The sequence below is a fragment of the Stenotrophomonas sp. GD03777 genome (assembly GCF_029842485.1).
Classification (GTDB): domain Bacteria; phylum Pseudomonadota; class Gammaproteobacteria; order Xanthomonadales; family Xanthomonadaceae; genus Stenotrophomonas; species Stenotrophomonas sepilia.
Genome location: NZ_JAOCGL010000118.1, coordinates 1 through 10,926 on the forward strand (window position 1 = coordinate 1; position 10,926 = coordinate 10,926).

Annotated in this window: 10 protein-coding genes and 2 pseudogenes; 4 read left to right on the forward strand and 8 right to left on the reverse strand. The window is 67.8% G+C overall.

All coding sequences use genetic code 11. The annotated features are described in order from the left end of the window. Positions 1-434 (forward strand): annotated as a pseudogene (locus tag N5E02_RS18145) (hypothetical protein); the annotation flags it as partial. A gap of 82 nt (positions 435-516) precedes the next feature. Here N5E02_RS18145 and N5E02_RS18150 read toward each other — a convergent pair. From N5E02_RS18150 to N5E02_RS18165, 4 genes are all read right to left on the reverse strand, one after another. Further along, entirely contained in the window at positions 517-786 is a 270-nt protein-coding gene (locus N5E02_RS18150; protein ID WP_005420179.1) for a hypothetical protein, read from the reverse strand. Positions 787-818: 32 nt separating this feature from the next. Then, positions 819-1,808, reverse strand: a complete 990-nt coding sequence (gene hemB / locus N5E02_RS18155; protein ID WP_279946576.1) for a porphobilinogen synthase — start codon at positions 1,806-1,808, stop codon at positions 819-821. A gap of 19 nt (positions 1,809-1,827) precedes the next feature. After that, a complete protein-coding gene (locus N5E02_RS18160; protein ID WP_065177874.1) occupies positions 1,828-2,745 on the reverse strand; it encodes a bestrophin family ion channel in 918 nt (305 codons plus the stop codon). A gap of 123 nt (positions 2,746-2,868) precedes the next feature. Continuing rightward, entirely contained in the window at positions 2,869-3,117 is a 249-nt protein-coding gene (locus tag N5E02_RS18165; RefSeq protein WP_005420185.1) for a hypothetical protein, read from the reverse strand. Between the two features lie 186 nt (positions 3,118-3,303). On the opposite strand from N5E02_RS18165, the gene N5E02_RS18170 reads away from it, so the two are divergent. Continuing rightward, on the forward strand, positions 3,304-3,768 hold the full coding sequence (locus tag N5E02_RS18170; RefSeq protein WP_049439393.1) for a hypothetical protein: 465 nt from the start codon (positions 3,304-3,306) through the stop codon (positions 3,766-3,768). Positions 3,769-3,858: 90 nt separating this feature from the next. Here the strand turns inward: N5E02_RS18170 and N5E02_RS18175 are convergent, their stop codons facing one another. From N5E02_RS18175 to N5E02_RS18190, 4 genes are all read right to left on the reverse strand, one after another. Next, on the reverse strand, positions 3,859-5,655 hold the full coding sequence (locus N5E02_RS18175; RefSeq protein WP_279946577.1) for a DUF885 domain-containing protein: 1,797 nt from the start codon (positions 5,653-5,655) through the stop codon (positions 3,859-3,861). Positions 5,656-5,722: 67 nt separating this feature from the next. Then, on the reverse strand, positions 5,723-6,238 hold the full coding sequence (locus N5E02_RS18180; protein ID WP_049414402.1) for a cytochrome c oxidase assembly factor Coa1 family protein: 516 nt from the start codon (positions 6,236-6,238) through the stop codon (positions 5,723-5,725). 25 nt (positions 6,239-6,263) lie between these two features. After that, positions 6,264-8,489, reverse strand: coding sequence for a DPP IV N-terminal domain-containing protein (locus N5E02_RS18185; RefSeq protein ID WP_065177872.1), 2,226 nt, complete (start codon positions 8,487-8,489; stop codon positions 6,264-6,266). A gap of 161 nt (positions 8,490-8,650) precedes the next feature. After that, positions 8,651-9,340 (reverse strand): glutathione binding-like protein, encoded by a 690-nt coding sequence (locus N5E02_RS18190; protein WP_053496792.1) that lies wholly within the window; start codon positions 9,338-9,340, stop codon positions 8,651-8,653. A gap of 112 nt (positions 9,341-9,452) precedes the next feature. On the opposite strand from N5E02_RS18190, the gene N5E02_RS18195 reads away from it, so the two are divergent. Together N5E02_RS18195 and N5E02_RS18200 are read left to right on the forward strand one after the other, a co-directional pair. Continuing rightward, the gene (locus tag N5E02_RS18195; RefSeq protein ID WP_065177871.1) at positions 9,453-10,073 is read left to right on the forward strand and encodes a TIGR00645 family protein; all 621 of its coding nucleotides are present in this window, start codon (positions 9,453-9,455) and stop codon (positions 10,071-10,073) included. Between the two features lie 200 nt (positions 10,074-10,273). Continuing rightward, positions 10,274-10,926 (forward strand): annotated as a pseudogene (locus tag N5E02_RS18200) (energy transducer TonB); the annotation flags it as partial.

The window sequence follows — 10,926 nt, forward strand, 5'->3', positions numbered from 1 at the left end:
TGAGCGCGGATGGCAAGCAGCTGTTGTTTGCCCGCCAGCAGGGCCATGGCGCCGGCTGGGACCTGTTCGTAGCGACGCTGGATGCGCAGGGCCTGCGTGGCCCGGCCACCGCACTGAGCGCGCTGAACAGCGCCGACGACGAGACCGACGGCGACTGGCTGGGCCATGACGGCGCCGTGGTGTTCAGCCGCGGCCACGGCAGTACCGCGCAGGTCTGGAGCAGCGGCTGTGCGTGGAGCGGTGTGGCGCTGCAGCCGCTGGGACTATCGTTCAACCAGGCCGGCGGCTGGACCGGCACGCCGGTGATCGACAACGCCAGGCCCGGCGAGATGATGGTGGCCAGCAGCGCGGCAAAGGCGCCGCGCGCCGGTGGCGTGGACGTGTACCGGTTGGCGGTGCCGAAGGTGGCGGCGGTGGCCGGGTGCGTGCGGTAGATCCACGCCGCGCGTGGATGGCGCCCGCGAAGGGGTCAGAGCCCTTTCCTGCGGAAAGGGATCCGACCCCGGGCATTGCCCGTCAGCGCGACAGCACCTTGGCGCGCAACTGCTCGTACTCCATCTCGCTCAGCTGGCCGTTGTCCTTGCGCTGGTTCAACGCAGCCAGCTCGGCCTGCACGCTGTCCGGAAGGGCCTGCTCACGGGCCACGTGGCGGGCGGCGGAGAGCTGCTCCGGTGGGCGCTTGCCCGCGCGCCATGCGGCGATGAAGACACCGACGATGATGGCACCGAACACCAGGACACCGGTACCCCAGATCAGCCATTGCATCCATCCCAGTTCGGGTCCCATCGCGCAGTCCTCCGTCTATCGTGGCGCTATTGTCAGCGCTCGCGCAGCCATCGCGCCACCTGCGGCGCGAAATAGGTCAGCACGCCATCGGCACCGGCCCGCTTGAAGCCCAGCAGCGACTCCAGCACGCAGGCGCGCTCGTCCAGCCAGCCGTTGGCGAAGGCGGCCTTCATCATCGCGTACTCGCCACTGACCTGGTAGGCGAAGGTCGGCACGCCGAACGTCTCCTTCACCCGGCGCACCAGGTCCAGGTACGGCATGCCCGGCTTGACCATCACCATGTCGGCGCCCTCTTCCAGGTCCAGCGCGATCTCGCGCAGGGCCTCGTCGCCGTTGGCCGGGTCCATCTGGTAGGTCTTCTTGTCGGCCTTGCCGAGGCTGGCCGCGCTGCCCACCGCATCACGGAACGGGCCGTAGAACGCCGAGGCGTACTTGGCCGAGTAGGCCATGATGCGCACGTTGATGTGGTTGTCGGCATCCAGCGCACGGCGGATCGCGCCGATGCGGCCGTCCATCATGTCCGACGGCGAGACGATGTCCACACCGGCCTCGGCGTGCGACACCGACTGCTTGACCAGCGCTTCGACGGTGATGTCGTTCAGCACATAGCCCTTGTCATCGATGATGCCGTCCTGGCCGTGGGTGGTGTACGGGTCCAGCGCCACGTCGGTCATCACCCCCAGTTCCGGGAAGCGCGACTTCAGCGCGCGGATCGCGCGTTGCGCCAGGCCGTCCTCGGCCCACGCCGCCGATGCATCCAGCGATTTCAGCGACGGGTCGATCACCGGGAACAGGTCGATCACAGGAATGCCCAGCTCCAGCGCCTCTTCGGCCACCTTCAGCAGTTCTTCGATCGACAGCCGCTCCACGCCCGGCATCGACGGCACTGCGGCGCGGCCGGCCAGTTCGTGCACGAACACCGGGTAGATCAGGTCGTCGGTGGTCAGCGTGTTCTCGCGCATCAGGCGGCGCGAGAACTCGTCGTGGCGCATGCGGCGCGGGCGGTACAGCGGGTGGGACATGGCAGGCTCCGAGGAGTGGCTATTGCAACAGGTAGCCCTGCGGCAGCAGGGGTTCGGGCAAGGGGCGTTCGCCGAGCGCATCGAGCTGGTCGATCTCGATCGTGCGCACCAGCGCGTCCAGCGGCAGATCGTTCGGCTCAAGGCCGAAGGGGTCTTCCATTTCTTCGCCCAGCTGGTCCAGGCCGAAGAAGGCATAGGCCAGCACCGCCGACAGCACCGGCGTGCCCCAGCCCAGCGAACTGGCCAGGCCGAACGGCAGCAGCACGCAGAACATCCACGCGCAGCGATGCAGCAGCAGGGTGTAGGCGAACGGCAGCGGCGTGGTGAGGATGCGCTCGCAGCCGGCCTGGATCGACGACATCGCGTGCAGGCGCTCCTCCAGCTGGGTGTAGAGAATCGGATCGAGCTCGCCGGCGCGCAGCGCCTGGGCCAGCTCGGCAGCGATCATCGACAGCAATGCATCCGGCACGTTCTCGCGCTGGCCCAGCTGCTCGCGTTGCGGCTTGTCCAGCCATGGCAAGGCGGCCAGGGCCACGATGCGTCCACGCAGGCGCGCGGCCAGCGCATGGGCGAACGCGGTGGTGAGGTACGCGATGCGGCGACGGCGGCCGCTGTCATCGGCCAGCAGCAGGTGCACCTGGCGGGCCAGCGAACGTGATTCGTAGACCAGCTGGCCCCACAGCTTGCGGCCTTCCCACCAGCGGTCATAGCAGGCGCTGTTGCGGAAGCTGAGGAAGATCGACAGGACCAGGCCGAGCAGGGTGAACGGCGTGACCGACACGCGTTCGATGCCGGTCGGCGGGGCCAGTTCCACCACGGCCGCCACGGCAATGGACAGGATCAGGATGGCCAGCACCTTCGGCGCGATCGCTTTGACGATCGAGCCGCGCAGGATGTACAGCAGTTGCCAGCCGTGGGGACGGGGTCGGATGATCATCGGGCAGCCGCGCCAGGCGCGGAATCACAGGCACGCGGGGGGCTCGCGCAGCCGCTCATTGTACGCCCCTGCCCGGCCAGCAGCCGTGTACCTGCGACGCCCGGTCGCACCGGGTGCCGGGATTCAGATCACGCCGCCGCCCAGGCCCAGGCGCAGGATGCCGACCACCACCACGATGCCGTTCAGCACCAGCCCGGCCCAGGCCCGACCGCGCTTGGTCGGGTGGGTAAACAGGATGCCCAGCGCGGCGATCACCGCGCCGACGGCGGCGAACGGGATCAGGAACCAGTTGCCCCAGCCAAGCAGCGGAATCAGCGCCAGGATCATCCACAACAGCGCCAGTACGCCCCACAACAGACTGATCACGCCCATTCCGCTCTCCCCCAGTTGGTTCCTGTCTGTCCACCATAGTCGTTCACGCGGTCGCCGCCTACTGCCGTTGGCGGGGCTGTCACCCGACGCGTGCTAGCGTGCTGCCGTGGGTGCCCGGGCCCGGGTGTTGGCGCCGATTCAGAGTGGCCCACCGAAGATCGCAACCAGTCCTACAGGGGTCGTGCCATGAACATCCGTTGGGCCGCGCTGGCGGCCATCCTGCTGGTCGCCGCCGGTTGTGCCAGCACCTCCAAGGTCATGCTGGGGCGCGCCCGCGCGCCGATCGATCCGGCACTGGTGCAGATCTATTCCACGCCACCGGCCGGCTCGCAGGAAATCGCGCAGCTGGAATCGGCATCTGCCGTGGGCTTCGGCACGCAGGGCCAGACCGATGCCGCGGTGGCACGCCTGAAGCGTGAAGCGGCGGCACTGGGCGCCAATGGCGTGGTGCTGATGGGCGTGGGCAGCAGCGGCTCACCGGTGGGCATGTCGGTGGGCGCCGGCACCTTCGGCTCGCATGTGGGGGGTGGCGTCGGCATCGGTATTCCGACCACGCAGAAGCGCGCCGCCGGCGTGGCGATCTGGGTACCCAATCCGGAACCGCCGGCACGGTTGCCGACCCAGGTGATCACGCCGCAACCGCAGCGGTGACGCAGTAGATCCACGCCATGCGTGGATGGACATTGACGCACGGGGTCAGAGCCCTTTCCTGCGGAAAGGGATCCGACCCCGGCGCGGGCATCACTTGTACTTCGGCACGAACACTTTGTTCACCGCGTCGGCCAGCTGGTCCGGCGGCAGCAGGCCCTGGTCGAGCAGGAAGTTGTTGAACGCCAGGCGGTCGAACTTCGCGCCCAGTGCCAGCTCGGTCTGCATGCGCAGTTCGAGGATGCGGGTGTAGCCATAGAAGTAGCTGCCCGCCTGGCCCGGCATGCGCACCATGTAACGGTCCAGTTCCTGGGTGGCCATCGCCTTGGACAGGCCGACCTGCTCCATCAGCACACGTTCGCCGTTGGCGCGGTCGGTCAGGCCGAGGTTGAGCATCGGGTCAAGCATTGCGCGTGCGGCCCGCAGCAGGCGGAACTGCAGGGCGATCATCTGCCCGTCCAGCGGCTCGTACGGCACCATCTCGGCCTCGGCATACAGGGCCCAGCCTTCAACGTTCACCGAATTGAACGCGAACATGGTGCGTGCCAGCGAGACACCACGCTCGACCATCGCGGTGAACTGCAGCTCGTGGCCGGGGCGGCCTTCATGCGCGCTCAGCGTCCATGCCGCCGCACCGAAGTTGAAATCGTCGTATTGTGCGCCCGCGCCCGCCGCCGGGTTACCCAGCGGCAGCACGAAGGTGCCCTGCTGCCCGGTGTTGTTGACCAGCGGCGCCGGCAGGAAATGCGGGGCCGGGCTGGCCGCGCTCTCGGCGGCCGAACCCAGGCGCATCTGCATGGCGCGCTTGGGCACGTCGACGATGGCATGCTCGCGGATCAGCGGATCGATCGCATCGATCACCTTGCGGTAGTGCCCTTCCAGCTGGTCGTCGGCGATCTTGTCGGCCTTCAGCGCGCGGATCACCGCCACCGGGTCACTCGGGTCGGCCACCTTCAGGCCCTTGTCCTTCACCACCAGCGGCGCCAGCTGCTGCATCGCCGAGCGGGTTTCCATGAACTCCAGCTGCGCGCGCTGCATCAGCAGCTTCGGATCGATATCGATACCGACCTGCTTGAGCTGGTAGGCGTACAGCGGCGCCGGCAGGCGCGCATCGGTGCGTGCCTTCGGCAGCACGTCCTTGCGGGTCCAGGCGGCGTAGTCCTTCATCTGCCCGGCCAGGGCCTTCATCGCCTCATCGGCGCCGGCGATCTGGTACTTCTTCAGCAGCGACTCGATGCCGGTGATGTACGTCTCGACATTGTCCAGCGATTGCTGCACTTCGATCTTCGTCGGCTGCAGCAGGCTGCCGTCCTTCAAGCGCTCTTCGTAACGCTGGCGGGCCAGCGTGGTAAACGCGGTGCCACCCGGCTGCAGCCCGGCGTAGGCCTTGAGGCGGTCGATCGCCTTGGCCCGGCGCTCGGCCGGCACCTGGTCGGACAGCAGCAGGTTGAGGCCGCTGAAGATGGTCTGCGGCGCGTCACTCCATGGCAGCAGGTACTTCTCGTTGAGCTCGCTGCCTTCGATGTTCTGGTTGGCGGCGTGGATCATGATCTCCAGGTCCTGGCGGACGTTGGGATCCTGCTCGGTGGCCAGCTTGGCTTTCAGTTCATCGCGGGCCTTGGCCATCGCGGCGCGGTAGCGCTTGCCATTGTCCGCACCGAGGTCGGCCACCTTGTCGTCATAGCCGGGCACGCCGAAGAAGCCGGTTTCTTCCGGCTGGAACGGGCCCTGCGCATCAAGCAGGATCTGCGCCAGTGCGTTGCTGCGGGCCACCCAGGCCGGGCTGGCCGGAGTAGCGGCCTTGGCGGCGGGTGCCGCCAGCGCCGGCGGTGCGGACATCAGCGGGGCGGCAGTCAGGGCCAGGGCAACGGCCAACGCGATCGGCTTCATGGTGCACTCCAGGACAGGGTTGCCCGCACCCTACGCGCTCAGCGCTGTGGCGACAATCGGCCGGAGGTCACAACGCCGCGGCCAGCGGGCATTCGCCGCGTTCGCGGCAGGCCTGCAGCTCGCATTCCTGCGCGGCCTCGTCATCATCCAGCGCGGTCAGGTCGAACGTCTGCTTGTTCTCGCCCAGCACATACATCACCGGATAGTCCCAGACGTCGTCGCTGCGGGTGCCCTTCACGAACAGCCGGCCGTGCGCGCGCGGGCCTTCCAGGGCCACGGTCAGGCCGACGTCGCGCTGGCCATTGATCGCGGTCTGCATGCTGCCCAGCGGCATCGATTCGGCACGCAGCGGCTCGCCGAAGGCTTCCACCAGTTCGATGCTGCATCCGGCGCGGCGCATCGCCTCGCGCATCGGCGGGCTCTCGCGTGCGGCCTCGCTCCAGCGCAGCACGCTCCAGGCCACCACGCCACCGGCACCGGCCAACACCAGCAGCACGGCCAGCGGCATCGCCCAGCGCCAGTGACGGGACCACCAGCCGGCAGGCTTCGGGCCATGGGTGGGAATCGGCGGCGGCAGTGTCATCGGCGGGCTCCTTCCCGTTTGTGCATCAGGGCTTCAGGCAGCGTCCCAGGAAGGCTTCGGCCACACGGTAGCGATGCAGGGCATCGGCGCCGGACAGGCCATGCTTGGCACCCGGATAGGTCATCAGCTCGAACGGCTGGCCGCGCTTCTGCAGCGCGCTCATCAGGCTGGTCGAGTTGGTGAACAGCACGTTGTCATCGGCCATGCCGTGGATCAGCAGCAACGGCGAACGCAGGCCTTCGATATGGGTCAGCACGCGCGCTTCGCGGTACCCCGCTTCGTTGCGCGCCGGCAGGTCCATGTAGCGTTCGGTGTAGTGGCTGTCATACAGGCCCCAATCGGTGACCGGTGCGCCGGCCACGCCACAGGCGTACTGGTTCGATGCCTTGGCCAGCAGCATCAGAGTCATGTAACCGCCGTTGGACCAGCCCTGCACGCCGATGCGCGCCGGGTCCACCCACGGCTGCTGCTTCAGCCAGGCCACGCCGCGCAGCTGGTCGGTCACTTCCACCGTGCCCTGCTTCCCGTACAGCGCACCACCGAAGTCGCGGCCACGGCGCGGAGTACCGCGGTTGTCCAGCGAGAACACCACGTAGCCCTGTTGGGCCAGGTACTGGTTGAACAGATGGTCGCCGCGGCCGGGCCAGCTGTCGGTGACGGTCTGGCTGGCCGGGCCGCCGTAGACGTACACCGCCACCGGGTAGCGCTTGGACGGATCGAAGCCGGCCGGCTTGATCAGGCTGTAGTTCAACGGGGTCTTGCCGTCGGCAGCCATCAACGTGCCGAACTCGACCGGGCGCTGCGCATCGCGGTAGCGCGCATACGGGTGCTTGGGATCGGTCAGGTCGTTCTCGACCAGCGTGGCGATCTTCTCGCCGTTGGCGCGGAACAGTTCGATCTGCGGCGGCGTGGTGCTGTTGGACCAGCTGTCCACGTAGACGCTGGCATTGCGGGCGAAGCTGGCGCTGTGCATGCCCGGCGCCTTCGACAGGCGCTGCGGCTCACCGCCCTGCAGCGACACCGCATAGATCTGGCTTTCGCGCGAGGTCTCGATGCCAGCACGGAAGTAGGCCTTGCCGGCCTTCTCATCGACCGCCAGCAGTTCGTCCACCGGCCAGTTGCCATGGGTCAGCGCAGTGGCCTTGCCCTTGTCATCGATGCGGTACAGGTGCTGGAAGCCGGTGCGCTCGGACGACCACAGCACGCTGCCATCTTCAAGGAAGCGCAGGCTGTTGTGCAGCGGCACCCAGGTCGGGCTGGTCTCGTGGGCGAGCACGCGCTGGCGGTTGGAGTCGAGCGCCACTTCGACCAGGTCCAGCTGCTTCTGGTCACGCGACTGGCGCTGGAAACTCAGGTGCTGCGCATCGCGCCAATCGACGCGGGCCAGGTAGATGTCCTGTTCCTTGCCCAGGTCGATCCAGCGCGGCTGCGCATCGGCGGCCGGTGCGATCACGCCCAGCTGCACGCGCACGTTGGCGTCGCCGGCGGCCGGGTAACGCTGTTCGATCACGTCGGTGCGGTCGGCATAGACCTCGTAGCGCTTCTGCACCGGCACCGGCGCCTCGTCGATGCGGGCGAAGGCGATGGCCGAATCATCCGGCGCCCACCAGTAACCGGTGTGGCGATCCATTTCCTCATCGGCGACGAACTCGGCCACGCCGTTGCCGATGGTGGTGCTGCCGTCGCGGGTCAGCTGCAGCTGCTTGCCACTGGCCAGGTCGATCACCCACAGGTTGCGGCCGCGGATGAAGCTGACGAAGCCGCCCTGGGGCGACAGCTTGGCGTCGGTGGCGAAGCCTTCACCGTGGGTCAGCTGGCGCACGGCCGCCTGGCCATGCTGCTTGAGGTCGTACAGGTAGAGTTCGCCGCCCAACGGGAACAGCAGGCGCTGCGCGTCCGGCGACCACTGGTAATCGACGATGCCGGTCATCGCGGCGATGCGCTGGCGCTCGCGTCGGGCCTTTTCCTCATCGCTGAGGGTCTCGGTGCCGGGCAGCACGACCTTGGAATCAACCAGCAGGCGGGTCTGGCCGCTGCCGATGTCGTAGGTCCACAGGTCCAGCTGGTTGCGGTCGCTGTCCTTGCCGCGCAGGAAGCTGACCTGCGAACCGTCCGGCGCCACCTTGGGCTTCATCAGGGTCGGGCCGGACAACGGCAGGGGGCCGGTGATGGCTTCCAGGGTCAGCTTTTCGGCGTGGGCGGCGGTACTGGTGGCGAGCATGAGGGCAAGCGAAGCGAACAGGTGGCGCATGGAGGATCCCGGCAAACGGCAGGTCCGCCTCCACGCGGGGCGCGGGACGGTCGTGCCCCCATCCTAACCAAGCCCGTGCGGGAAGGCAGCATGACCTTCTGCCCATAAGCAGTGCGGACGAGTGCCGACCAACGGTCGGCACCCACCTTCAGATGCCGGGGTCAGCGCTGGCCGAACAGATGCTTGCGCTCTTCGTCGCTGAGCGGCTTGCCGGCGTTCGGGTTCACCTGCTGGCGCAGCGCATAGGCGCGCTGGGTGGCCGGGCGCGCGGCGATGGTCTCGTGCCAGCGCTTGAGGTTCGGGAACGCGGCGAAGTCCACCGGCAGCTTGTCGTAGGCGCCGATCCACGGGTAGCTGGCCATGTCGGCGATGGTGTACGCGTCGCCGGCCAGGAAGGCGTGCTGGGCCAGGCGCTTGTCCATCACCCCGTGCAGGCGGCGCACCTCGTTGTCATAGCGCTCGATCGCATACGGGATCTTTTCCGGGGCATACACATTGAAATGCCCCATCTGGCCACTCATCGGACCCAGGCCCGCCATCTGCCAGAACAGCCACTCCAGGGTGGTGATGCGGCCGCGCGGGTCGCTGGGCAGGAAGCGGCCGGTCTTCTCGGCCAGGTACAGCAGGATCGCGCCGGACTCGAACACGCTCTGCGGGGCGCCGCCATCGACCGGGGCGTGGTCGACGATGGCCGGCATCTTGTTGTTGGGCGAAATGGCCAGGAACTCTGGCTTGAACTGGTCACCCGAGCCGATGTTGACCGGGTGGATGCGGTACTCCAGGCCGGCTTCCTCCAGCAGCAGGGTCACTTTATGGCCGTTCGGGGTGGGCCAGTAATACAGGTCGATCATGGCGTCGGCTCGGGGTGCGGAAAGGAACCTGAAGTCTAGTGCGTGAGTTGGGTTGGCACCGTCATGGCGGGCCGGTAACCTCGCCTCTCCCCCGAAACGCAGCATCCCCCGCATGAGTGCAAACCGCCCGCCGCTCTCCCCGTTGTCCACGCTGATCTTCGCCTCGCGCTGGCTGCAGCTGCCGCTGTACCTGGGCCTGATCGTGGCGCAGTGCGTCTACGTGTTCCTGTTCGGCAAGGAACTGTGGCACCTGATCTCGCATTCGGTGTCGATGGGCGAGCAGCAGATCATGCTGATCGTGCTGGGCCTGATCGACGTGGTGATGATCTCCAACCTGCTGGTGATGGTGATCGTCGGCGGCTATGAGACCTTCGTCTCGCGCCTGCGCCTGGAAGGCCACCCGGACCAGCCGGAATGGCTGAGCCACGTCAATGCCAGCGTGCTGAAGGTGAAGCTGGCGATGGCGATCATCGGCATCTCCTCGATCCACCTGCTGAAGACCTTCATCGCCAGTGGCGCACTGAATGGCATCCCGCTGTGCACGCCGGAGCAGATGAGCGTGGCCGCCGCCAACATCGGTGTCGCCCGCTGCTCGATGCTGACTCAGGAAGGCGTGCTGTGGCAGACCATCATCCACTGCGTGTTCATCCTGTCGGCGATCGGCATCGCCTGGACCGACAAGCTGATGTCCAACGGCCACAGCAAGTCGCACGACAAGGCGCACGACCACTGAGGTCGGCGCCGGCAACGGCACGGCCGCCGTTGCCCATCCCGGCCACTGCTCTTGTACGCGGCGGCGGCCGGGATGCTAGATTGCACCCTCGCCGTTGCCGGCGGTGGCGTCGGGAAACGTCACCCTGCCGCGCCCGGACCGCTGGTCCCGGCCATGCATATCAATGATTTACGTCACGTCGTCTTCTAGAGGGGAGCAGGATGTCGCACGTCTCAACGATCACCGCCGCGCGCCGGTGGCTGCCGGTTGCCCTGGCACTGGCACTGGCTGCCTGCTCGGGCAAGGAGGAAACCGCCGCACCGGCCCCGGCCGCCGCACCCACCGCCGCTGCACCGGCCGCACCGGTGGTCGCCGCCAAGGTGCAGTCGATGGGCACCGAGCAGCTGCGTGAGTCGGCCAGCCAGGCCCTGCGCGAGAACCGCATGTACGCGCCGGCCGGCGACAACGCCATCGAGTACTACCTTGCCCTGCGCGACAAGACGCCGGACGACGCCTCGGTGAAGAGCGCGCTGACCGACCTGCTGCCGTACACCCTGATCGCCGCCGAACAGCACCTGGGCCGCGAGGACTACACCGAAGCGCAGCGCCTGGTGGCACTGATCGAGAAGGTGGACGCCTCTGCGCCGGCGTTGCCGCGCCTGAAGGACGGGCTGGCCAAGGGCGTGCAGAACGCGGCCAAGCGCACCGAGGCCGAAGCCGAGAAGGCGAAGAAGGACGCCGAGGACCGCAGCAAGCAGCAGACCGAACAGCAGCGCCTGGCCGAGCAGCGTGCCAAGGAAGCCGACGCAGCCAAGCAGATCGCTGCCCAGCAGGACGCCGCCCGCCGCGACAACGAGCGCCAGGAAGCCGAGCG

Coding starts and splice junctions, on each gene's coding strand:
- N5E02_RS18180 (WP_049414402.1), bottom strand. CDS start 6,238: ATGACACTGCCGCCGCCGATTCCCACCCATGGCCCGAAGCCTGCCGGC.
- N5E02_RS18160 (WP_065177874.1), bottom strand. CDS start 2,745: ATGATCATCCGACCCCGTCCCCACGGCTGGCAACTGCTGTACATCCTG.
- N5E02_RS18190 (WP_053496792.1), bottom strand. CDS start 9,340: ATGATCGACCTGTATTACTGGCCCACCCCGAACGGCCATAAAGTGACC.
- N5E02_RS18185 (WP_065177872.1), bottom strand. CDS start 8,489: ATGCGCCACCTGTTCGCTTCGCTTGCCCTCATGCTCGCCACCAGTACC.
- N5E02_RS18170 (WP_049439393.1), top strand. CDS start 3,304: ATGAACATCCGTTGGGCCGCGCTGGCGGCCATCCTGCTGGTCGCCGCC.
- N5E02_RS18150 (WP_005420179.1), bottom strand. CDS start 786: ATGGGACCCGAACTGGGATGGATGCAATGGCTGATCTGGGGTACCGGT.
- N5E02_RS18165 (WP_005420185.1), bottom strand. CDS start 3,117: ATGGGCGTGATCAGTCTGTTGTGGGGCGTACTGGCGCTGTTGTGGATG.
- N5E02_RS18175 (WP_279946577.1), bottom strand. CDS start 5,655: ATGAAGCCGATCGCGTTGGCCGTTGCCCTGGCCCTGACTGCCGCCCCG.
- N5E02_RS18195 (WP_065177871.1), top strand. CDS start 9,453: ATGAGTGCAAACCGCCCGCCGCTCTCCCCGTTGTCCACGCTGATCTTC.
- hemB (WP_279946576.1), bottom strand. CDS start 1,808: ATGTCCCACCCGCTGTACCGCCCGCGCCGCATGCGCCACGACGAGTTC.